Consider the following 24522-nt stretch of genomic DNA (forward strand, 5'->3'; position numbering starts at 1 on the left):
GGCTAGGCGCGGTTTTGACATGAGCGATATTGCCGACCATCACGCACCACCATCCTTCGCCGCTTGCGGGATGTGGACTTGCAGCGGACCCGCATTTCACAATACCCGGGGGCCATGAGTGACACCGTGGAGTCCGATTCTATTCACGAGCCTTCTGCAGCGGCACTACACTCGCGTCCTCTGAGGAGCCAGACTCTGCAGTAGCATCTGCTCCCGTCGGGGGCGACGGAAGTGGAAGCACCGCAGGGCGTTCCATTTGTGTTCTCTCGATCCGTCTCTCGCCGGGAAGCTCCTCAACTTCCGAAGTATTGAACTCAGCAAGACGACGTGAGACGTAGCGGCGGAGCGCTTCTACCGAAGGAGCCTCCGCGACACCTCGTCGAATTTCAAAGACACCGTCTTCAGCCTCCGAAAGCAACACGGTCAATGCAGCAACCCGCCGCCTAGCCCCGCGGTGTCTAAGATCGGGGCGAAACTGCTGATGCATCAATGACGATAGAAGTACGATTACGCCGAGCAAGCTAAGCATCGAATGATCCATTGCTTGCTGCACAAACGACGTCGCTAGAACGCCGCCTATCACCACCGTCGCAAACACCAGTAGAGCGTTCGTTCCGCCGGCCCACCTAGCCATCGATTCATTTCGCTTGAGTGCCTCCTTAACCTCGTCCGTTCGCGTCTGCTCCTCTAGGTTCGCATTAGGGTCAGCGAGCGCCGGAGCCTTCCTTCTGAACGAGATCCAACTCGTAACTCCGGATGCAAGCAGCGCCGCAATGGCCGCAACGACCGAGACGACGAAGCCGACATCAGGGATTTTCGGCACAAGCATTGCGATTGTATTCATGTCGACCTCTCCGTTGATCTAGCCGACTCGCGTCAAGACGCGATCCCGCCTGCGTTCCGCGCCTGACATGCGTGTTCAGGAAGCAGTTCTCGAAACGCTCCGCTAACGAAGCTCTATGTGCGCCTAGCATGGTCCCAATCAGCATAGTTCCGGAAATGAGGGTATGCATATATATTCCACCCTGATGACGTCGTCATCGAGTGCAACTCCATGCGCGCCGCGCGAAAGCCTCCCATGTGGCGGCTTCGGCGCGAGCAACCTGCCGTCGGCTAATTTAGTATGCAAGGGTCCGATCGCAGCGTGCTGGCAGGCTGCCGCTCGATAGTCTGCGCGATGACATCGTAGGCATCGTCTGCCCAGTTCTCCAGCTTCGCCAGCTCGTTGACGACGGCCAGCAATTCGCGCTGCCATTGCTTCAACTGCTCAGGCGCCGAAGACGGTCGCCATGGCAAAAACGGGCCGTCGGCATATAGCGCGCCGTCGAAGACAAGCGCCTCTACCTGCATGCGTTTGCTAACGCTAATGTTACTAGTCCTGCTAATGTTCGGTTTTGTCTCGCCGGACTTGCTAAAGCTATTTTTGCTAACCTGCTAATGTTCGTCTCGCCGCTGGCACGCGTTCGCAAGGCCGGTCGAGACGACCAGTTTAAGGTTGGGAAGATTCGCCCCTCCAGTCATCCGCTCCGGGGTATGGACGGACATCCAAACGGCAGTTCCACCGCTGAGAGCGGACGCACGGTTCCTCAATGCGCTGCTTTTTGTCCTATGATGTGAACTAACATCGAGTAAGGCATTACGAAAAGCGCCTCGAAGAACAGCGTCATCGGGGGTAACCCATGTTGCCGATCATCATTACAGTCGGGGTGCTTTCGCTTTGCAGGATTGCGATCGCTCGGACTTGCGCCTACACCTCGCGATGTATAAATAAAGACCGGCAGGGCGCCTGTGACGGCCCGCTCAGCAGCAATTCGTATGACCCGGATTCAACTGCGAACCCGTAAGGTCGAAACGGGAGCCCATATTCGCCCGACATGATTAACAACCCTAAGTGGCTGGAACTCCGCACAGGCCACCAAGGATCGTGGTCTCACAGCAATCGGATCTGACCGGTACGTGAATTATTGAGAGGCATAGACACGAACTACCTATCGTCGTCCGCAAAAATCCTCGAGGGATTGGAAATCCAGATTAGATGAAAGAGTTCCGTCGCCCGACAAAATCTGCTCTAGTGTTTTCTTCAGGTCTGGCGGAGCAAAGCGGCTTCTGTCGATTACCATAACTAGCAGCTTTAAGGCATGCAACGGGAATCGCTGGCCAATCTTCAGCTCGTTCATATCTTTAAGTAACTGATACGGGACGGTAATCGGCTTGAGCCACAGTTCAACCGTGCCAAGAGCATCAGAAAAATCCTTATCAGCAGCCACGGCTATTCGTGCCAAAGTCTCTGCTAGTCGTTCGCTTTCTAATGCTATCTTTTTTGGCCACACGCTTGTCAGAAACGGGCGTACTGCGATGCTCCAGTATTCGCTCTGCCTCCCATCAGCACCTTTCATCGCGCGATGCACTGCCTGCGCACAGGCCGCAAGTCCTTCCATCGGCAGCGCTCGTACGGCCCTCTGCAAGTCGGGCCGACTGAATAGGTCCGTCGCTTCCAATGCAACGAGCGTAAGCATGGATGCATAATTTACGCGCGCATCGCCGAACCGTGCGTAATGTTTAACTGCGTCAAGGAACGGTTTCTTCAATTCGACAAGCAAAGGCTTGTAGAGTCGAGGGGACCACAGATAACCCATCCATGCTGCGAACGCTTCCTCCTCGGAGGTCTGCCAGTCAAATAGAGGAAACAAGTTTGCTTGCGTCCAAGACGGGTCGACCCGAAAGAGGGCAACTACATTTGATGCGAGCAAAGTTCGTCCATGGCGAAATCTAACGGCTGTCGTATCGCAGACACGCGTAAAAATCGGAGCAATCACGGCAGGCAATCTGTCGTTGTCGTTCAACGGCTTGCTGAACCACCAGTTGAGTAGCGCTTGAGTGACTTGTCCCACAGGATGACTAATAGACGCCAAAACAGCTTCGTCTGTGCTGTCGAAGCGTTCGTCGACAGACAAATTTAGCACGCGTTCGCATAACGAAATGAACGTCTTCTCGTGCACCACCAGCTGCTTACCTACTTCATGTAACCACCACCCCACCGGCTGCATAACCTCTAAAACCTGAGCGTCGGGCATTGAACTGACACACGCGGCGAGCCATCGCCACGAGCGCCGAACGAGACTGTCACCGCTCCAGGTGTTCAAAGCCTCCGTCCATCGCTGCACAGGCCATATGTTCCGCGCCGAAAGGTCTAGCAACGATACAATTGCGACTGGTGAGTTCGTGCGGCACAGTTCTCTCCAGTCATCTTCTTTGAAGAATCCGGCCTCGGGCTTTTTCTGAAGCCAAGGAACTAATAAGTCGCGCGTTCGGGGGGCGAGGTCAATCTGCGGTTCATAATGATAATCTGGGTCGCCGGTACCACTCATCCAATGGCTGAACTCCTCCCGCTCGAATTTGTCGCCAATTTTCCATTGAGGATGCGCAGCTTCCAGCGCGGCAAGGAGGTTTGCGGCGTCGAGCGTAAGCGCACCATCTCCTGTTTTGAATTTTGCAAGCCGTAGCCACTGGCTGCTGTGCACGATTTCGTTCCACCGCTCGTCCTCTATATCTTCCTGAAACATATGTCTCGGAGGACCAGCTAGGATAGCCTGTTGCAGAAGCTCAGCAGTTCTTGGGTTCAGCCATCGCACGCTGGTTGCCAGAAGACGCATTACCTCGCGTTGGGTTTCAGTCGACCAGAGCCAAAAAGCATTGTCTTCCAAAAGCCAATTTACCCAAGTCCCCAATGACCGCTCGCCTTCCTCGCGCGCGGCGTTGAGGGCGAGTCTTACGAACGTCGGATACGATGTCTGCCACATAGTGTTCATGAGGTCGCGTGCGCGGTCCGGATTGCTCTGGAAGATTGCTGACCATGAGTCACGAACCAACTCTATGAGAAAGGTCCACTCGTTGTGGTGTCTGTTCTGCCAGTGCTCGAGTATTGATGGCATGTGCCACATACTGAGGTCACTGCGCTCATTCGCTTGGCCCAGCTCTCTCATTAAGTCCAACGCCTCTAGGAGTGACTCGCATGCGATACTGAACAATTTCGGGAGGGCGTTCTTCCACTCGTCCGAATCTCGAATGTCACCCAAAGTAGAGCGCAAATGGTCTTCGGTAAGCACCACTTCCGCCCTGACAATGAATCTGAGCTCTTCCTCTAGCGTTGCGTCCTCCGGCACTTCACTCGGAAGCCTGAACGGCTTCTGAAGAATTACGCGCGCTGTCAGGAACTGTTTAAATTCGATTCGCAAGGCGGTTGTCATGCCATCGCGCGCGAGGTTCTTCATCCAGTCGTAAATCTGGGAACTCAAATTGGACCGACCGACGAGACCAAGCAGAAGCAGATTCCACAATGTGCGCATTGCGGGCCGAGGGATTCCATTTGGCGTGTCGCTCTTGAATTGCTCAAGCTCTTCGCGTGTCGCAGTAGCCACCAGTTTGGCGGTATATTCCAGCGCACTTCGAAGCTGCCGAGCGAACTGCTCGGTAAGGTAGCCGCCTCGACTGGCGAACCAGAGCAGCAGTTCCGGGTTGTCGAGATGGCGTACTAGCCACTCAGAGAGATAAGACATTACGTGATCCATCGGGCGGGGATTGCTCCCGTCGCTGACGATGCTCATCCGTGGGGCCATGATGTACGGCATGGGGCGATTCGCTATGCTGAAACGGAGTTTCGAATCAACATTCGATTCGGGGGTTACACCAAATCTAGACAAATCTTTATGCTCGAACCTATCTTCGCAGAAGTGAGGTAGCCAATCCAACGTCGGAACAGGGGCGTGCTCCGCGAAGAGCTTCGCCGGTGTTCCATCGGCTTCACTGATGGCCCAGAGCATCCGCCCGACAAAGTCGTCTTCCACGGTACTCGCTAGGGGGCCAGCCAGAATGCAGTCTTGAACTATCTTTCCTTTACCGCGCGCGCCTGCGCTGTAGGTCTTTGCCCAAGCACGTATGGTTTTGTGCAAATGAGCGTGGTCTTTCGTCCACCTGTACAAAACGGGTACCACATTTTTCGCCTTCCACTCTCGAGCAACTTTGTCATGAGATGCATGACTGCCAGTATAGGAACCGAACGCAAACATCTCGGGACTCGCTTCTCCACGGAGGCGGTCCGCAGCCAGAGCATCCGTCATGTATCGCAGTACGGGGTCACCTAAGCTATAACCGACGAAACAGACCACGTAATTGCGAAATAGCTCGCTCACAAAGCGTGCCGCCCACCGCTCGGTCAGATAAGCGATGCCGAAGTCGCCGCTCGAAACGACCAGATGGTCCAGTTCGTCGCGTGTCGGCATTTCGCTAAGGAGCCCATGCAGATAAACGACACCATTCCAACGATTCTTTGGTACAGGCAGCAAAGGGGCACAGTACCGTCCGAGTGCCATCGCGTCGCGCGCCACGACTTCCTCAAAAAGACGGTCGAAGTTCGTGGTAATAAGGCGGGTTGCCCCCTTCTTGGTCTTCGCCAGATACAGAAGTGCCTCGTGCGTGGCCAAGGCATCTGGAGCCGTCAGGTCTGGTGTCAGGATTCTTACCATCTCCCGTCGAACCGTTTCTCTGCGTCCGATCTCCTCCTCGAGCAGACCGACTGCAATATCGTATTGCTTGCTTTCAATGGCCGCTTTTTGCACGTCGCTTTGAACTGGGCACAGGGCATCGTAAAGGTCGTCCACGAGCTTCTTAAAACTGGGAAGTCCGGCTGGAGAAGAAATCCCCGCACCGCAAAAAAATACGACACGCCCCTCTTCATGCGCCTGAAGCAGAGTCTCAGGTACGGCAGGTCCATTTTTTACGAATTGCATTTTGTGTGGTCTCTCAGATGACTGATTTATGATTACGTTGGTTGCCTAGCCGCCACTCGTTCCCGGGACTCGTCCGCTGCGAATTTTGTAGGCAGCGTCAGACTTTGCTCCGGTTAATGCGCTACTAACATGCTGACATAAACGGAATCGATGTTCTCGTAGATCGTAGGAGACAACCAAGCGCGTCCGCCAGTGTCGCTCGCGACTGTATAACCCCACGTAGCGACGCGCTGTACGGTGTCCCGGTCGCCCGAAACCCCGGACAACATCCCGATTTCAGTGAGCTGTTGCTGTCTGAGGACAAGACGCTCTAGCCACCGCTCAAGATGAGGCTTCGCCGCTAGGGTGTCCGATTTGCTGCGATTACAAGCTGGATGCGCCAGGACGAAGTTGTGAGCTAGATCTCTTGAGTAAAGCGAGAAGGGTACGAAGTGGTCAACGTCTGCTTCGACGAGGCTTTCTCGACAGTAAAAGCACCGAGGACCGTCCAGTTTCCGCAGATTGGCGCTAATAATGGCGAGCGACTGTCGAGACGAGGAGAACAGGAAATCCTCGAGGTCGTCGGCTTTCCAGAGAATCAGGTGGTTCCGCCGGTTCGCCTTGATGTGCGCTACCCATCGAGTTCGAGCCATTTGCTCTACTAGGGTATAGAACCGCCGTAGGCAATAGCTGACCCCTGGATTCAATCTAACGGTGCCTCTTGACGGCCTCTCATACAGAAACGGGTCCGCTACGCCGCCAAAGTTCTGGAGATAGTTCAACGGCTGCGCCGACACTACGGCCGCGACCTTTGACAACAGAGGTGCGTAACCAAGGAAACTAGATGCCTGGAGCGCTGATGACGCGGCGGTGCCGGCCCGAAACTCCGCTATTGCGCTCAGAATCGCTGCCTGAACTCCAAGATTTTGGACTAGAACGCCGGGCTGGCTGTCTGGCTGACCAGTTCCGTATGGAGTCGCATGTTTCCAGTAGAGAGAGATGAATCGCTCTGCAATTTGGCGAGTAGTCAGCGTCAGTTCCGCGCCGTCGTCCGCTCTGTGCTCGACCGCCAATTCTGCGAGCGAAATCAGAAGCTCGAACTTATACGTCGCTGTAAAGTCGCCCTCTGCGAACAGTCGTTGGAGCTTCGCGAGAAAAGCGAGTTGTGCTTCTGGAGACGGCGGCGGTGCGCTGACACTCAATCTCGCTTGCTCCAGTAGTCTGCCTTTTCGGGCAGCACCCATCGAACTCCACCGCGGGGGTCCGGCAAATCCCCCTTGAACCGCGGTATCAAATGGATGCGTAGATGCGGCACAGTCTGCCCAGCGGCCGGGCCATCGTTGATGCCAATGTTGAATCCGTCCGGCCTATAAGAGCGCACCGCGGTGTCCTTCGCCTCATCGAGGAGCGCAAAAAGACAGTCTCGCTCGTCCCTTGTCACTTCAAAGAATGAACCAACATGGCGCTTTGGTATAACGAGGCTATGTCCGGGTGAAATCGGGTAACCATCAAGTATCCAGAAAGCATGCTCGTTCTCGCCGACAATTCGAGAACTGGAAATCTCGCAGAAGGGACAGGTCATTGACGTCGTCGATGAATATGCGGCTCAGGCACTCGGCGTCGTCGCGCACATCGTCGACATCTCAGCCAACCGCTTGATTTCTGAAGCCGCGCACGCCCAGCGTCTGCGGCCAACTCTTGCCCTACATTCTAGCCTCGCATTACGGCGAGGCTGTCCGAACCAAAGGCCTAGTTCCACGATGCGCTCTTTCCTTTGGGAGTCAGTTGCAGTTCGTGCTTGCCATGCCGCCGCCGAGGTTCATGGTCGTGCAGTGGACGGGTGCACTCGTCAGATGCACCGCCTGCGGTTGCCGTGCGTTGACCGCCTGCATGTAGGTCGCCCACGCGGACATGCTGTTTGCGAACCGCTGATTGGCAATCTGCTGGGCCTGCAGCTGTCGCTCCTGGTTTTCAACTAGGCGTGCCTCCCGATACTGCCGGGCCGCGTCGACGGCGGCCTTCCCAATTGCGTACCGGCGCTGGGCGAACTCGCCGTAGGTAAGCTTCTGTTGATAGAGCGCGACAATCAGTTCGCTGACCTTCCCTTCGGCCTCTGAGCCAAACGACATCTCCAGCCGAATGAACGACTCATCGAGTGCGGAGGCGTTGGTAGGCACTGGGTTGACCGTGCGCTCGCGCGCGATACACGCGTCGCGGAGCGTCGCCCACTTCGCGATGAGCGGCCGCTCCGCAGCGCTCGGGAATGAGTCAAGCGATGCGTACTCGAATGGTGGCGGCTCGTCCAGCTTGCGTACAAATTCGACCTTCTCTCGCAGCGGATTTACTTCGGGGATGGCCATGTCGGTCTCGCACTGCTTATGCACGGCCTCATACTGTGCCGCTATAGCGTCATGCTGCGCCTTCGCCGCATCCGCCGCCTCCTTGCGATGCAGGCTGCCGCCCCCATTCGCATAGCCCTTTGTCCCCGGCAGACAATCCGCCCAAGCGATTCCCAGCGCGCAATCCGCCGGGTGGTTGGCGAATCCCGGTCCAACGCTGCTGCATCCTGCCAGCACGGCAACTGCCGCCGACAATACGATCCGATTCGTCTTCATACGTCTGCTTCCCCGTTTGCGGTGCCGAACTGGCGTTGTCCGCGCATATCTATTGTGAGTTCGCGAATTTTAATGCAGCTTTTTGGGGCTCAACACCAGAAGAAACACGGCGCCGGCAAAGATCCAGTGTTCAGGGTGTTGAAAGGCTTGCTGATCTGGATGATGCCGGCGGCCAGCATTAAATTGAGAGAGCGATAGCCAGCCAAGGACTTCGGTGGCGAGCGGCCCCCCAGGGCATTGAATTCGAGCCTGCCTTCGCCGCGGAATGTGGCTTCTGCCTACAAAGTACGGCGAAGATCCGGATGCTGCCCGACGCGGTCGTCCGTCGTCGACCCATCTCTGCCGTTTGGTGTGGTCAGGTCAAATGGCAGTAAGGGACGGAGGAGCGGTCATAGCCTTTCGTCTTGCCGTATAGGGGACGCTCGGGTGTCGCCGATGTTTCGCCTCAAGACGCTGACACAGGACACTGCTTGTGAGCGCGCGAGGCCGTCTGAATCGTTACGCATACATGGTCTTGAGGGTGTCTCTTCGCGCCAGACAAATCCTCTGGCGGAAGCAACCACGCTTCCTAACCGGCACCCTACCGCCGCCCGATCATCATCCCGCCGCGCATTGGCGCAAGGCGTGGGCAGCCGGGTTTGCTTCCCGCCAAATAAAACCGTAGGCTCATTGGCCTGGCTATCGCGGCGCCCCCGCGACAGCCGTCATTGGGTCATGAGGATGGATTTCGATCAACTGCTCGCCGTGGTGCGTATCGATGAAAACGCGCCCACGAACGGCTATTTGCTGACCGGCGCGAACGCGCGCATAGGCATGCGCCGGCGTATCTGGTTCCACCTCGATTCGCACGTAACGGGGTGGATCCGACCCAACGTAACCAGCACCGCCTGCATTGAATTTGCTTAGCCGCAAATCGATCGTCCAGAAACCATCTGTGCTGTGCTGAGCCTCCCGTACCGCCACGCCGATCGCAGAGGCTACGCAACCCGTGTCGACCCATCCTTGAATGCCCATTTTCTTTAACGGCGTGGAACCGATTGCAACAGTCTCATCCGCCGTGTGCAGTCTTGGCTCCGGTTGCCTGCCCAGATGGCTCACAACCCACTCGCCATTGCAAACGGTTGCTGCCTTTGCCGCTTCTCGGACAAAGAAGAACACCACCGTGTGATTGGCATGTCCGACGGTATGATCGACTACGTAGCCGCCAGGCGCCGAGCCGTCGAAGGAGTTGGAGCCGGAAAACGGATCGTCCCAGTGAAACGCAGCCGCCCCCGCTACGCCCGAAATCTTGTAGCGCACCGTGCCTTCGGTTCCGGTCATGAAGCCATTGGACTCGGCTATGAGTCTGCCGGATTGCCCAGGCTGGATGACTCGCGGCGGCCGCGTGGTAATCTCGCCATGATTGACTGTGATGCTTTCGCCTGTAATCGGCACCGACGTGCGATTCTCAATTACCACCTCTGTTGTCCGAACGCTCGCAAGAACGTTCGAAGGATTGGTAATGAAGAATGCTAAGCCAATTCCTAGGTTAAAAAATCGCGCCGCTAACATTCTCCGACCTCCCGATTCCGAAGATCCTCTGGGTAGTGCCAACCGGCTCCGATTACTGTAAGACGCTAACAGTGCAAGGTAACAACGGGTTTAAATATAGGAGCATTTTCGCCAAATTCGGAATCACTTTCACGAACGAACTGTCGGGTATTGCACAGACCCAATGGTAGATGATGCACTAGGCATCATCGGTCCATGCTGGACGGATGCTGAGCCAAGACGTCATCGTGCCGTCCGAAGTTCAGCCTCGTGAATGGAACGGCCGCTTACTGAGCGAAGCCGACTGAGTGTCCCAGCAACGGTACGAGCGAATGACGCTTCATGGCCGATTGCGCCTATTCTGCCGTCGGCCATTCAAGGTATGGAGGAATCGAACAGTTTTCGGAAATCCACGGGCGATCGTGACACGTCCAAATGTGCATCGCCGGACTGGCGCCGGGATCGTCGTCAAGCGTCGGCACCCTCAAAACGATGTGCGGCTGAACGAGCCGCTCAGCGAGAATATGCGTACCGCATCAAGAGCAGAAGCGGCGCAGTTTACCCGGCGATGATTCAAAACTGGACAGCGAGCTTTCTCCGCGCGTCCACCGGAAGTGCTCACGTTGAACACGGGCGGTTGTTCCGAATGCTGCAGCGTGGGCCTTCTGACATGTGCGGCAATGACAATGAGAGATTGAAGTCGCGAGCGCGTCTATTTCATAGCAGATCGCACGACATAAGCAGCTACCTTTCATATCTTCCTCGAGCTTCGCTGGTTAAACACAAATCCTACAAACGATTCGAAGCGAGCGACGTGCTACCGCTGTCGCTTGTCAAGTTGTTGACGATTCTGATGGGGGCGTCGAGGGGCCGAAGTTGGCCGCAAGCGCCCGACGAACGAGCGCGATGATCGTCTTGGGCGTGCGTGCGCTGCAAATGGCATGAGGTGTATAAGTCGGGACGTCATCGGACACTCCCGAGAAGGCTGCTCAACCATGCAGGTGGCAAAGTCGGCACCCGACTAACTCGGACACACCACCAATTTTGCGGTGAACAGACGTTTGCAAAGCGAAGTTGACCTTCGGTGACTACTTTTCGGCCGGTCGTGCCGCTAGTTTTGCTCGCTTACCGCACTAGCACCGTCTACCCTAAAAGGGCCGATGGGCCACGCTACGAGCGAAAGGCGAACAAAAGGAACGCCTTAAATAAATGATGAGAAAAAGCACTTTCTGTTTCGCGGATTTAATGGAAAACGCAATACTCGTCTTTCGTCCTGAATGGTCAGGGGCCGAGTCGCAAGATGCGATCCTCAACGACGATGCCGAAGGGGGCGCGCGGAAAGCTTGCATTTCAGTGACGATCATTGGATTTTGAATACCATCATCGCGAGGTCCTTCCATGCCAATAGATGACTATGACTTAGCCATCGCGAATAACTCAGCGAACGGTCTTGAACTATTCGTAGTAGGTGATGCTTACCACATGTGGCGGCAATCCTCGACTACAAATCCCTGCCGCCACCGGCGATCACAGGGCAACGCACTGGAGCGTACGGAAACCGGTAGAGAGCTTCTTGCCTCAAGGGATGTGGTGTGGTGAAAGGGTTACCTAACCGTGTTCCGCGTGTGTTGGGAAACCGCCGAGTAGCTTGGTGAGAATCGCCTGGCGAACCTAACGAAGGGAGCACAAACTTGCATGAGTTTGTACCGGAGCATTCCGGCTTCGGACGTTGCCTTAAAGGGTGTCCACCATGCAGACGTATCAGGACGAGGATCGCTCGTTTGCCGAAACGCCGTTCGTCGAGCCGCGCTATGAAAGCTACGAGGAACCGCAACGCGAGACAGTAGCGACCAACGAAACGCTTGCGCCAACTCCGTGGCACTTCGATACACCGTTCGAAACTTTCGAGTCGTTCGAGCAGAGCGGCGCGCAGATTGGCGCGCCCGAAGTCGCCACGCTAGCGGAAATCGCGGCTGAGTTGAAGGATCATCTGTTTCGTGAGTCGCTGGAAGCGCTTGCAACCGAGGCACTTGAGACGCACGCTGAACAGCTAGCCGGCGAGTATGGCGATCGCGAGCAGCGCGATGTTACTTCCGAGCGGCTACTCAACGATCACTTTGCGCCGCTAGCAACTGAGATGGAGGCGGCCCTTGACCGGTTGTTTGAACGATTCGAGAGCTATGAGACCGCAGCGCTGACTGAAGCCGAAATCGAGCGCGTCGTGAACGAAATCGCGCCGGCCGCGAGTCCGTTTGCACCGGCGTCCGAACAGTTTCTGGGCGGACTATTGCGAAAGGCCGGCAAACTTGTATCGGGCGCAGTGCGGGCCGTGAGCAGCGGTGTCAAAGGTGCAATCAGCCTGGCTGGCCAGGGCCTCGCGGCGATTGGCAAACTTGCGCTCGGGCCTTTACTTAAAGGCCTCAAGCGCTTGGGCATCTTTCTCTTGAAGCACGTCGTAAAATTCGCGCTCGGCAACTTGCCGCCCGCCGTTCAACCGATGGCGCGACAACTTTCAGACCGGTTGTTTCGTGCACTTGGCGAAACGCAAGATCACGAACTGACCGACCACGAACAGACTGAAGCCGAGATCGTCCCGGCCGGTGTCGACGTTGCGCGACTTGAGGCCGAGTTCGATCTTGCGGCGGCGCAACTGATGCTCGCTCCGGAGGAAGCTGAGGCTGAGTATCTCGCAGAGGCCTATGGCGAAGGTGAGGGTTCGGATCGGTCGCTCAATGAGCTCGACGACGCACGTGCAAATATGGCGCGATCGCTAAGAGAACTCGAGACCGGCGAGTCGGCGCAGCCGGTCATGGAGCAGTTCCTGCCTGCAATGCTGTGGCCGGTTGCCAAGACGGCTATTACGGTCATGGGGCGACCCAAGCTTGTTTCTTTTATTGCGAGGCTGATCTCCGGGCTCATCAAGCCAATGATTGGTTCCCAGGCTGCGGGTTTGCTCGGACCAGCGATTGCCGACGCCGGGTTGCGGATTTTCGGGCTGGAAGCGGAAGCAGGCGCGGCTGATCCGCGTGCTCTCACCGCCGAGGCGCTTGCGGCGACTGTAGAGGAAACGGTGAATAGGCTGGGCGAATTCGCGCCCTCGACCTTCGAAAACGAGACGCTGCTTGAGTCGGCCGTGCGCGAGGCTTTCGAAGATGCCGCCGCGACGTACTTTCCAAACACGCACATTAAGGCCGAACTGCGCGAGACACATGACCAACGCGGCGTATGGATGCGCATGCCGCACGACACTCATCGCAAGCGCTATTCGAGGTATAGCGATAGCGTCCCGGTGACGATTACGCCACGTGTCGCGGATAGCGTGCGGACTTTCGGCAACGCGAGTCTGAGCGACCATCTGCGCGATCGTATGGACGTGCCGACGGCGCAGCCGCTTCAGACCAAATTACGTCTCTACCAGGTGCTGCCCGGCGCTACGACATCATCGATCGCTCGTGCGGAGGGAATAAACCCTCGCGATTTACACCCGCTCACGCCACAAGCCGCCGGCGCGTTGCTCGGCCCAAATGCTGCTGGTCTCGGGCTGCGTACGACACCGCCCGGCTCGCAGATTTCTACCCCGCACCGGTTGCACCTGCGCCAGCGGTTGTATTACGTCGAACCACCGAGCGGCCGGACGCACCAGTCGCGTCCGCACGCGCGGCTCGCGCGCTCGGAGGTTTTCATCAATCTGCGCAAGGGTGAGATCAAGCTGTCGCTTTTCCTTAGCGAACCGCTGGCGCAAAAAGTGTCGGTGGAGCTCGCAAAGTCGGGCAGCGCCGCCAATGCGTACCGGTTGGTGCAGCCGCTGATCCGGCGCGCAGAGGAACTGGTGAAGTCAGCGTTGCTGGTGCGGCATCTTCCGCCCGCGATTAGGATCATCGGCGAAGCACCAAACCTTGGGCAAGGGGTGCCGCCGTGGCTATCCATGATCGGCACGCAACTCTCACGGAAGGTCGCGGAGTGGGCCGCGCATCAAATATCGCAGTATCTGCGCAATAACGCTGAGCAGTTCCGCAGGCTTAGTGCGTCTGAGCATGATGGCGTCACGTTACGGATCGCGATGAGCCGTGTTCCTGGGTTTGACGTCGTGGGGAGCATCGCGAAAGGGCAGGTTCCGCGCAGGGTGCAGGGCACGGCGTGGTTACGCGGCGAGCCAGCTTTCCAGGTGGTGGCCCTAGCGGGGTACGCACTGCCATGACAGCCATCGCAGTTCGTCCAGCCGATAGAGTGACCCAAGGTCTCAAGCGTCACGTCTTGCGTCAGCTTACGCACTGGGAAGGCGCCGCCGAACGGCTCGATGATTTCGAGGCGTCCGCTACGCCCGAGGCATGGGCAAGCGTCGAACGCAGGGTCGGGGTGACGCTGCGTCGTGAACTGAAGGATGCACGCGAACAACTCAAGCGCGAGGCAGCGGTCGTTCGCGCCGGCTTTAGCGCGGCGCAGACGCGGCCTGAGTTTGAACGACTTGATCGTCAGGTGGCGAGGCTGCGTGAGCGTTACATGAGGACCGAACTACTGGTGGATTTCTTCGTCGACGCAGTGCGTTCGCGTGCCAATCCGGAACTCGGCGCGCAACTGCGCGCATGCGATGTAATGGCTCATCGCGCGATCAGCCAGGGGCTTGAGTACCTCGGCGAGACGGTGCCGCCTGTCATGACCTACTTCAAGCCGGGCTTGGGCGCCGCGATCCTGCGCTGGGGGACGCCGCTCTGGGATGGTTCGCTCAGCCAGATCGCAGCAATCAAGGTGACGTATCACAATCGTTTCCGTACGACCGCTCTCTTGCATGAGAGCGGTCACCAATTTGCAGCAGTAAGTGGCTGGAACGAGGCTTTCCAGCTTTTACTAGTGCGTGAGCTCTCGCAGTTCGGCACCGAGATTGCCGAACAAGTGGCGAGCTGGGCGACCGAAATTGCGGCCGACGCATTCGCGTTCGCGCACTCCGGATTCGCCGCCGTTGTCGCGGTCTCGGACGTCATATCGGGCACGGATGCCGATGCGTTCCGGTTCATCCCAGGTGACCCACACCCGATCGCGTACCTGCGGGTCATGCTCGGTGTCGAGATGTGCCGCCAGTTCTACGGAATGGGTCCATGGGACGAATTGGCGGAGTCGTGGACATCACTGCATCAAGTTGCGCGCGCCGACGCGTTCACTGGTGCAATGATCGGGACGATACTGCCCCTGCTCCCTCGCGTCGTCAAGCTTTCTCTCCTGGCTGAGCTTCCCTGCTTCCGTGGGCGACGACTGGCTGATCTTGTCGATCCACAGCGCGTTGCGCCCACTGTCTTGCGGCAAATGCAGCGCGAAGCCGGCGCGGCTGCGTTCACGTCGTCCCATTGGATCTGGACGGAGTGTTTGCGGCTTACCGCCCTGTCCGGCCTGCGTTTCGCGACCGAACCGGAGCTTGGACGCGAGATTCTCAAGCAGCAGGAAGCCTTGATGGTCAAGCTTGGGCAGTTAGCCACAGAACACGAGGTTGCCTAACCATGCACCACAAAAAGCCCGTCATTCGCAGGAGAGGAGAGCAGAACATGACCAACGAGCACAAGTCGTCCCATTCCGAGGCGCAGGAACGAGACGACACGCAGAGTGCGGAAGACCGTCCTGCCGAGCGAGAACGCCAAGAGACGACGATCGAGTATCGAGGCGATGGTGACGCTGACGTCTTCGGTGACGAGAATGCAGAGCTGAGGCGGAGTCTGGATCTCGATCTTCCCGAACCAGAGCGCGGTCTTGCCGAGAAAGAACGTCTGGTAAGCCTTCTTGTCGAGCGAGAGCGTCTGGACAACCGTATTGCCGAACTACAGCGTCAGAGTGCGGCGCGACGGGATGGCAACAATGACGAGGTTGTCATCTTGGATAATGGGAATAGGGATCTGAGCCGCGACCAGCGCGACGACGTAAAAGAGCTGGACCGCCTCTATCAAAGCTTGTGCGGCGGCCAGCCTGGGCTGTGCTGGCCAGGATCACTGCTGGACGCAACGGGAGGCTTTAGCCGTCCGTCGTTTCCAGCTCTCAGAAGGAAATGAGCCATGTTCCTCGAGCTTGTCATGCCCTCGGCCGGGCCCCCACTTCCCCCACCCGACCAACTCAGTGCAACCGCCCTCCAAGCCGTCGACAGTCTCTTCCTTTACGCGCCACTCCAGATCGCGGCGCTTGTCGAGACCGTTTGGCGCAACCGCTACAATCCAGCAAGCGCAATCTTCACGCCATGGCCGCAGTGGATGACCGACGCTATCCTCGACCCCAATGTCGCCGGAAGGTTCATCTCTGGCTACGATTTCTCGGTCTCCCCTCCGAACCCGATTCCGCAGTGGCCCCAGCAACTGCCGTCGGCGTATCCTGCTATGCCAATGGCAAATCAAGTGTTCTTGCCGCCCAACCAGTTACCGGGCGTCAAGACTCCGCCGGCTGGGAACGTGCAGCCGACCAACTGGGCCCACCTGATCTACGCCTACCTAATCGAGAACACGCGCATATTCGACATCTTCGCGCGCTTGCTCGAGACCTATACGTTCTCCGAAGATCTCGAAATACCCAGTCCGGCGTCGCAAATCTTCTGGCGTAATACCGAGTACCTAATATATGGCGATGGCATACCGTCAGCCATCTGGAACACCACGAGTCGTACGCGACGCGACGAGATTGCCAACCGGCAGACCGTCTACAACTGGATGTTCGGGATCGACCTCTCGCACGCCGCAGACCTGGCCAAGGAACATCCGTATCGCAAACCTGCGGCGTCCAACCGCGACTTCATCCCGACCTTCGAAGCATTCGCGCGTGAAGTGTGGGCTGGCATTATGAACGCCAGGAACTTCAGCGGTGCCAATCCCACCGATCCGACTGTAATCGCCACTGGGGCGCGACGCCTCTTCGATATGTTGACGACCCGCCGCCTCTTCGGAAATCTTTCGCGGGAGGAATTTCGTGCAGTTGCCGTGATGTCGTGGCTGCACCTCGCGGTGAGCTACAACTGTCCAGCCATTGTCGATCTTAAATGCACCGCCGCGAGCCCGGAACAGCGTTTGGCAAAACTTGCGGTGCGCGCCGGACTGGTCGCGCATTCGAAGGCGAAGCCCTTGTTCGATCTTGCTCAGCCCTTCAGCGTCCTTTTGCAATCGATCGAGACGGGAAAATTCAATGATGCCAGCGGGGCGGCACTGCTCTACAACATTAACCCTGGTTTTAACACAGCCGAACTGAACGCCGAAGTTGTCATCGATCAGTACAGCCTCGCCACCGGTCGAGATCTCAAGGCTACCAGCGTGGTTCCGTTGAACCCGCAGCAGACAATTCCGCCACGCCCAAGAGCACCGGCACCGGTGCGGCCACAGGCCCGGTTTAACGGCCGTCCCACGTGAGACAACATGACATCTTTGAGAGGAGATGGGGCGGACGCCGGGAGCCCTTTCCTTTGGGTCGACCCGCGCGAAACCAAAGCGTTCGAGTTCGAGGGGGCGTTCGCGCTCGAAGGGCCGTTCGAACTTGGCGAGGTGACACCGGCTTCTGCCCGTTCTATGCCGGAGTACGTGCGCTGGGTACAGGGCGCGCTAAATCGCACGCTCGGCACGAAGCTGATTGCCGATGGACGAGGGGGGCCTGCAACGCGGGCGGCAGTAGCGCAATTCCAGCGTCAACATCACCTTAATCCTGATGGCATTGTCGGGCCAGTCACTGAAGCCACTCTCGCATCGGTGTCCGGTTTGCCCGCGCCGGCGACCTCCGGCAAGGCTGTGTCAGCGGCAGCCTCGCGCGCCCGCTACGCAAGTTGGACCGATGCCGACGACCGGCGCAAGGGGCGCAATCCTCGCGATCAGGCAACAGTGAGTAGCGGCTCACCTAGTGGCAACGTGCTCGAATTCCGGGTGCCGGGCGATTTCAGTCGGCGCATCTTCTTGTTGCAGAACTTCAAGATTGATGGCGCAGCACTTCGACCTGAGCACAAGCGGTATCTCGAGGGACTTGCCAAGTGGATGCGGGCCGGTCCGCCGCGCAGAGATCTGGTGGTCGCTGAGACGCAGGTGTCGCGCATCGGTACAGCACATGACGTCGACGTGGTGTCCGAGGTCTGGGATCCACCGCGAGGATGGCAGGTTTTCGCTGAAGCGCATGCGTCGCGCACTGGGGCAGCACGCCACGATGACGTGCTATCCGAAGACCGGTATCTTGTCACGCGCGCGTTTCTTGAGTCGCAACTTCTTCGTGCCGGCGTCGATGCCGCCAGCTTGCGCATATACGGTGAGGGCGTGGGCTTTCGGCACAGCCCAATGCGGGGCGAAGATCCCAGGGCACGCTCAGTGTACGTAGTCGCGCAGCCCGACCCGTCACCAACGCCACCAGCCCCGTGGCAGCCACCGATCCAGCCTGTCGTTTGGCCGCCGTTGCAACCCGCGCCAATCCCGGCCGGTCACACGAAGCTGACCGTCCGCTTTGGGACGAACAACCGCGCACACTTTCTGTTGGAGGGGGCCTCTCTAACCTGTACGCTGTCCTTCGAGGACGGCACGACGGCAAAGATCATGGCCGCCAAAACGGCACCATCGACGTTCGTTGTCGACATAAGTCCTGCAGCCGTCCCCGAACGGCACCAGCCCGACGGAAAACCGGTGCTGGAACAGGGCCTGCCGGCCAAGCAACTGATCACTATGGTCGAGCTCGACTACAGTGCCGACGTGATGCTGGGCGGCCTAGCGTTCACCGCGCTGCGGATCGTGCAGCGGCTACGGCCCACGCCGCGCGATGTGAGCGGCCGCACACGGGTCGACTATATATTTGCCGCCGGTAGCTGGGTTGACGCGGCGGGACGGCAGCGGCTGGCCAACGCAGCAATTCACCCGCTGGTTGATTTGAGCAAGTTAGCAGCGGGCGAAATACTGTTGAACACGCTGATGCTGGATATCACGCAGGGCTGGCGCCAGCTTCACCGCAACAATCGAAACTACCAAGTATACGAAATACTAAACCGTGACCGCGGACTGACTTTCAAGGTGTTCGCACATACCGCCGGCGCCCCGATGATCTGGTACGCAGTCGTGCCGAACCACTTGCGAGGCACCCGTCCGGTGTCGCCCCATATGTTCTTGCAACCCTCTGACAATCGTGAGGGCCAGTGGCCGGAAGACGACAAACAATACCTACTGCACAACGATAGTTTCTTCGAACGCGACGGTGTCCCTTTGATGAGGTACCTGCTGCCGCCGATCGCCGACGTGCTGGTGCCCTCGCTGGGTCCACCAGTTCTAGCGCCAACGCGCATGCGCAACGTGGTCAATTTCCGCAAAGCGACAGTAAAGGGCAGGGAAACTGGCGAGATTACGACGGACCACTGGAAAATCGGTGCTGGCCTGCAGAAGGCTTTCGAGCATATCGGGGGCGGGCTTCCGGCTCAATTCCTTCTGGTGCCACAACGCGTTGGCCGGGCCGACTCTGGGGAATCGTTCTCATACGGTGGTGCGGTGACGGGGCACCTCGTCTCGGTTACCAATGCGGTGTTCGGTGTGCTTGAGTCCAACACCGATCTGACGTTAAGTGCTGGCGACATTGTGCTAAGTCGCGATAAGCTGATCATTTCCGCTTACAGCGAATCTGGATTCGATTTATGGAACGTCTGCCGGCTCAACCAAGAGGCGCTGAAGGCGATCGTCGCAATCGAACCGCAGAACATGAACGATATCCAGAACGATTACCGGCCCAAGGATAAAGAGGACAATCGGATTGGCCCCCCACCGGTGATAGGCAAGGACATTATCCCGAGTCTGATAAAGCGCGACGTTAAGGTATTCATCATTGGCCGCCACCACTTGCACTATGGCCCGCAGATCGGCGACAGGAGCAAGCTGCACTTACTACCAAAACAGCCGGCCATGGTGTTCCGCTACCCCCCCGACCCAAGCGTCAACGACTTCATTAAGTACCGCGTGCACCGCATGATGGTGCCAACGGACGACCCAATGCTATTACCCGACGAGGCCGCGATTCTTGGGACCCTAGCTGCACAAGGGATTGTCGGCGCGGCCGTGCTTCCGCGGATCTTCGGCCCAAAGGGCAATCAGGACAAGACTGTTCTCGACGGCGTAGACCGCTGGTATTCGCACCAGTTTGCCTTATCGGGTGGCGACGAGATGCACCTGAACCCAAGCGGGATATACGGTAAACCGGTTTCCTATCGAACTTGGTTCGAGGTCGCCGTGCATGAGATTGGTTGAAGTTGCTTGAATGATCAGGTATCCAAAGAGCACTCTGGCGAGAAGCGCGATGTTGCTTTTCATACCCATTCTCCGGCACGACTCGCTTCATCCGACGCTATGTAACCGGGCTCCCGCCTGCGGTTCCGCGACCGTGTGCACGGCGGGCTGCTCGCGTCGGCCATCGTGCAGCGCCACCTTCCATTTCGCCGCCGCCAATACCAGCGATACGGCCGGCACAGGCGCTTCGGAACACGTCGTGTCTACCTGATCTGTGCTTAGGATCTCCCCCTTCCCGTAAGGCTCAGCACGCTGATTGCAGGATCGGCGTGTGGAGAACCCTGCCCGCATAGATCTTCAGAGAAGCTTCCAGCGGGCCTCCTGCGGGTTCCGAGTAAGCGTCTCGCCGCGGCCGTTCTGGCGTGCTGATTGGTAAGCGGCCAGCAAACCGTAAGCGTCTTGCAGTGGCCGTTCTGGCGTGCTGATTGAGGTTTTGGGTAGTTTGGTATCCACCAAATTATGGTGGATACCAAAGTGGACAAGACTTGGGGCGATGGCGCCGCAGACGGCGCATATAAGCGGCCGAACTTTCCGACCGAGTTCAAACGGCAACTGGTTGAACAATCTTTTGAGCCGGGCGCGTCGGTGGCATTGATCGCGCGCAGCAACGACATCAATGCGAACCTGTTGTTCAAATGGCGACGGCATTATCTGGCAGGAGAGTACGGTTTGCCGACGCTGCCTGAGGGCGCAACGCCGAAGCGGGCACCGGAGGTGCCGTCGCTGTTGCCTGTGGATGTTGTCGCTGAGGCGGCAGAACATACGCCACCGATGGCAGTCGATAGAGCGCGGTCTCCAGAGGATCTTTGTGAGATCGAGTTCGACCGTGCACGCTTGAGAGTTCGCGGCAACGTGTCACCGGATATGCTGCGGCTGCTGATCCGGGAGCTATCCCGATGATCGGCTTGCCGGCGGGCACTCGCATCTGGATCGCCGCAGGCGTCACCGACATGCGTAGTGGTTTTCCGGCTCTTGCCGCGAAGGTGCAAGCGGCACTCGAAGAGAATCCGCTCGGCGGCGACGTGTTCATTTTTCGTGGACGTCGCGGCGATCTGGTAAAAATTCTCTGGGCAACCGATGACGGACTATGGCTTCTGGCGAAGCGGATTTCCCACGGGCGTTTTGTCTGGCCCCAGGCTGATGGTGGCAAGATCTATCTCACGTCGGCACAGCTGTCGATGTTGCTGGAAGGCATCGATTGGCGACAACCCCGTCGTACGACCGCATTGTCGATGTTGTAAACCGCATCGAAGGCTCGTAAACTGCAGCGCATGCCCGATCATGCGCCACTTCCGGACACTGTTGCCGAGCTCCAGGCCCTGGTGCTCGAGCAGCAGGCGTCGATGGCAAAGATGCTGCAGGAGATTGCCGACCGCGACCGGGAGATTGTCGAACGGGATCAGGAGATTGAGCGCCTGACGGCCCAGATCGACAAGCTCAGGCGTATGCACTTCGGTCGCAAATCCGAGCAACTTGAGCGGCAGATCGATCGGCTCGAAACCCAACTCGAGGATCTGGCAGCGGGCAGCGGCGTCGCCGATGTGCGCCGTGCGCGCGCTCGTGCATCAAGTTCAGGCGTGTCTGCGGCATCCCCTCAGGAAGCCTTGCCGCCCCACCTGCCGCGCGAGGAGCGCGTGCTCGAGCCCGAGTCCGTCTGCCCGAAGTGCAACAACGCCATGGAATTACTCGGCGAGGACGTGTCCGAGCAGCTCGCGCGGGTCACGGCGATGTTCAAGGTCCTCCGCACGATCCGTCGCAAGCGGATCTGCACCGGTTGCGGCCATATCGTGCAACCTCCCATGCCAGGGCTGCCGATCGGGCGCAGCATCGCGCATCCGAGCTTGCTGGCCGATATCATCGTTGCGAAGTATGCGAACCACACGCCGCTGTATCGGCAATCGGAGATCGCGGCGCGCGACGGCGTACGTCTCGATCGGGCCACCATGGCACGCTGGGTCGGGCAATGCGAAGAACTCTGCCGGCTGCTGACCGAAGCCCTGCGTCGCTACACCATGGCGACTGCGAAGCTCCACGCGGACGACACACCGATCCCGGTGCTCGCGCCCGGCAACAGGAAGACCAGGACCGGTCGGTTGTGGGTCTACGTGCGCGATGATCGTCGCTCAGGTTCGAGCGAACCCGCTGCTGTCTGGTTCGCGTACTCGCCTGACCGCAAAGGCATCCACCCCCAGACCCATCTGTCCGGATTCGAAGGCGTCCTTCAGGGGGACGGCTATGCCGGCTTCAACGAGTTGACCGAAAGCGGTAAGGTTCGTCTGGCTTCTTGCTGGGATCACGCGCGTCGATATCTCTTCGACGTCCATGAGTCAGCACGTCAGCACCGTCGGAAACCACGAAGCAATGGCTCGACATGATCGGCGAGCTCTACGCAATCGAGGCCGATATCCGCGGCAAACCACCCGATGAGCGGCGACACGTCAGGCAAGAAAAGAGCAGCCCGTTGCTCGCGGCTCTTGAGAAGTCGATGAAGGAGAAACTCGCCACTCTCTGGCCAAAGGCACCACTGGTCGAAGCGATCAACTACTCTCTGAACCGATGGGATGGACTCACCCTGTTCTGTGACGACGGCCGCATCGAGATCAGCAACGTGCTTGCCGAAAATGCCTTGCGTTGCGTAGCCCTGGGCCGGAGGAACTACATGTTCGCCGGCTCCGACAGCGGTGGCGAGCGAGCCGCCGCAATGTATACCCTGATCGGCTCGTGCAAGTTGAATGGCATCAACCCACGCTTCTATCTGGAATACATGCATACGCACATCGCCGATCATCAGGCCAATCGCATCGACGAACTGCTGCCCTGGAACATCCCGAGGCATCTCCTCCGATCTACGCCTGCCTTGCTTTAATCCCTTCTGGCAGCGGCATCATGCGCCTGCCGCGTTCTTCGACGCTTGTCCAGAGAATTCTCAACGGCCACCACGTGACGCTTACGTTAGGGTTGCGGACGCAATCGTGGATCTTGCCGGACGCAAAAGCTAGGTGGGGGAAATTGTGCGCTTACGCTTGACCTACGACCGCGGCACGGAAATGGCTTGCCACGTCGAACTCTCCTGGCGACTGAATTATCGATATCTGGTTTGCCGATCCGCACTCGCCCTGGCAGCGCGGCAGCAACGAGAACACCAACGGCCTGCTGCGCCAATTCCTGCCCAAGGGGATGGATCTGTCGTCGCTCAGCCAGACGCAGCTGAACGACATCGCCAGGTTGCTCAATGGACGACCTCGTCAGACCCTCGGCTGGCACACCCCCGAAGAAGCAATGGCAAAGGAAATGGAAAAAGCCGGTTTAGCTAAACGTTGCACTTGACTCTTGAGATCGCCAAACGACCTCTGATCACTTGAAAGCGCCGTTGAAGGTGCTGCGGCCCGAACGACGGCAAAGAGTCGGACTCTTGCCAATAGCCGAATGCTACGGATCGACGACAGCTCCGATCGTCAGTTCAGCGTATATCGTCACATACTTCCTTGTTCATATCGACGCGTGGCTTCAACTCCCATAGCGACTGCAAAGCCGGGTTCCGCTGCTGGATCGGATCGAAGCTCAGCCAGAAGACCTTCATATCGGTGCATGGAAACCTGTAATCCCCGCTCGACGTCAAGCGCGAACTGTTGAGGCCAGCTGATTCCCTCTGCGGCCAACGTACTAATTTGCTGCTCGTTCCAAAGTGTTATTTGGATATTTTCCATCATACTGTGTTTCATATAGTCATAAAAACTCTGCGGAATTGTGGCTCCTTCTATCAAGTGGACCTTTTCCATGATAAGTTGACGCAGCTGCAAATGCATTGGCATAAAGTACCGCTCACCCACGAAATGATCAACTTTAGACTGCGTATCAGGAGGGATCGCCCTTTTTATGCGCTCTTTGACCTCCCATGTCGCCCAAACTTGATGTATCAGCCCATCCATCGGACCATAAAACTCCCCAATCTGTGCCTCAACTTGTTTTAGGGAGATCTCCAGTCGTTTGATCTTGTCGGCACGCCGATCTGACTCAAGGCGTGCCTCACGGTCTTTGCGGCGCCCGAGTTGGTTCAAAACTACCCAACCAGCGATAGTAACGAGAGAACCCGTTATTCCAACAATGAGGCTAACCGTGGACTGATCCATATCACCCAAGAAATCTGATTATATTTTTCAAGTAGCCATGTGAATTAGAAAGCAATCGATTTCAATTCGGCCGCGTAAAATTTAAATATAGACTAGGCAGCTTCGGCTGGTTTAAATTGTCCGGTTTTAGGCGGCCAATCGGTCGGCTTGTTCCGACAAAGACTGCTTCGACACGCGGTCGCAACCGAAATGCAACTTTTTGCAGCGAACCAACCACCGCGGTTGCTAAGTG

The 24522-nt window shown here is 57.8% G+C and carries 16 protein-coding genes and 2 pseudogenes; 9 read left to right on the forward strand and 9 right to left on the reverse strand.

The features are described 5' to 3' along the window. Positions 1-139 precede the first annotated feature (139 nt). The 8 genes from AB3X94_RS20500 to AB3X94_RS20535 all read right to left on the reverse strand — a co-directional run bounded on the left by AB3X94_RS20500 (position 140) and on the right by AB3X94_RS20535 (position 10665). The gene (locus AB3X94_RS20500; RefSeq protein ID WP_368612520.1) at positions 140-844 is read right to left on the reverse strand and encodes a hypothetical protein; all 705 of its coding nucleotides are present in this window, start codon (positions 842-844) and stop codon (positions 140-142) included. A gap of 269 nt (positions 845-1113) precedes the next feature. Then, a complete protein-coding gene (locus AB3X94_RS20505; protein WP_152854082.1) occupies positions 1114-1350 on the reverse strand; it encodes a hypothetical protein in 237 nt (78 codons plus the stop codon). A gap of 638 nt (positions 1351-1988) precedes the next feature. Continuing rightward, a complete protein-coding gene (gene dsr1, locus AB3X94_RS20510) occupies positions 1989-5786 on the reverse strand; it encodes an anti-phage defense-associated sirtuin Dsr1 (RefSeq protein ID WP_368612521.1) in 3798 nt (1265 codons plus the stop codon). 113 nt (positions 5787-5899) lie between these two features. After that, positions 5900-6967 (reverse strand): HNH endonuclease, encoded by a 1068-nt coding sequence (locus AB3X94_RS20515; RefSeq protein ID WP_368612522.1) that lies wholly within the window; start codon positions 6965-6967, stop codon positions 5900-5902. Further along, entirely contained in the window at positions 6964-7347 is a 384-nt protein-coding gene (locus AB3X94_RS20520) for an HIT family protein (protein ID WP_368612523.1), read from the reverse strand. Before AB3X94_RS20520 ends, AB3X94_RS20515 begins: the two co-directional genes overlap by 4 nt. A gap of 199 nt (positions 7348-7546) precedes the next feature. Then, positions 7547-8380 (reverse strand): hypothetical protein, encoded by an 834-nt coding sequence (locus AB3X94_RS20525; protein ID WP_152854086.1) that lies wholly within the window; start codon positions 8378-8380, stop codon positions 7547-7549. Between the two features lie 678 nt (positions 8381-9058). Next, complete coding sequence (locus AB3X94_RS20530; protein ID WP_368612524.1) at positions 9059-9931, reverse strand: hypothetical protein; 873 nt, start codon at positions 9929-9931, stop codon at positions 9059-9061. Positions 9932-10446: 515 nt separating this feature from the next. Further along, a complete protein-coding gene (locus AB3X94_RS20535) occupies positions 10447-10665 on the reverse strand; it encodes a GFA family protein (RefSeq protein WP_227749370.1) in 219 nt (72 codons plus the stop codon). Between the two features lie 995 nt (positions 10666-11660). Here AB3X94_RS20535 and AB3X94_RS20540 point away from each other — a divergent pair. The 9 genes and pseudogenes from AB3X94_RS20540 to AB3X94_RS20580 all read left to right on the forward strand — a co-directional run. Next, a complete protein-coding gene (locus tag AB3X94_RS20540) occupies positions 11661-14108 on the forward strand; it encodes a hypothetical protein (protein ID WP_368612525.1) in 2448 nt (815 codons plus the stop codon). Further along, positions 14105-15397 carry a hypothetical protein gene (locus tag AB3X94_RS20545; protein ID WP_368612526.1) on the forward strand — a complete coding sequence of 431 codons (1293 nt, stop codon included), beginning with the start codon at positions 14105-14107 and terminating at the stop codon, positions 15395-15397. The genes AB3X94_RS20540 and AB3X94_RS20545 overlap by 4 nt, the downstream gene beginning before the upstream one ends. A gap of 47 nt (positions 15398-15444) precedes the next feature. Next, positions 15445-15942, forward strand: coding sequence for a hypothetical protein (locus AB3X94_RS20550; RefSeq protein WP_152854090.1), 498 nt, complete (start codon positions 15445-15447; stop codon positions 15940-15942). A gap of 3 nt (positions 15943-15945) precedes the next feature. Beyond that, positions 15946-17277 carry a hypothetical protein gene (locus AB3X94_RS20555; protein ID WP_152854091.1) on the forward strand — a complete coding sequence of 444 codons (1332 nt, stop codon included), beginning with the start codon at positions 15946-15948 and terminating at the stop codon, positions 17275-17277. Between the two features lie 6 nt (positions 17278-17283). Continuing rightward, a complete protein-coding gene (locus AB3X94_RS20560) occupies positions 17284-20121 on the forward strand; it encodes a peptidoglycan-binding protein (protein WP_152854092.1) in 2838 nt (945 codons plus the stop codon). Positions 20122-20634: 513 nt separating this feature from the next. Next, positions 20635-21060, forward strand: coding sequence for a transposase (locus tag AB3X94_RS20565; RefSeq protein ID WP_321576898.1), 426 nt, complete (start codon positions 20635-20637; stop codon positions 21058-21060). Beyond that, a complete protein-coding gene (gene tnpB / locus AB3X94_RS20570; RefSeq protein ID WP_152854094.1) occupies positions 21057-21401 on the forward strand; it encodes an IS66 family insertion sequence element accessory protein TnpB in 345 nt (114 codons plus the stop codon). The genes AB3X94_RS20565 and tnpB overlap by 4 nt, the downstream gene beginning before the upstream one ends. Before the next feature lie 30 nt (positions 21402-21431). Beyond that, a pseudogene (locus AB3X94_RS20575) lies at positions 21432-23026 on the forward strand (IS66 family transposase). 157 nt (positions 23027-23183) lie between these two features. After that, positions 23184-23487 (forward strand): annotated as a pseudogene (locus AB3X94_RS20580) (IS30 family transposase); the annotation flags it as partial. 146 nt (positions 23488-23633) lie between these two features. On the opposite strand, the gene AB3X94_RS20585 reads toward AB3X94_RS20580, so the two are convergent. Continuing rightward, entirely contained in the window at positions 23634-24299 is a 666-nt protein-coding gene (locus AB3X94_RS20585; protein ID WP_152854095.1) for a hypothetical protein, read from the reverse strand. Positions 24300-24522 lie beyond the last annotated feature (223 nt).

The sequence above is a fragment of the Paraburkholderia sp. BR10923 genome, assembly GCF_040948765.1.
GTDB lineage: Bacteria > Pseudomonadota > Gammaproteobacteria > Burkholderiales > Burkholderiaceae > Paraburkholderia > Paraburkholderia youngii.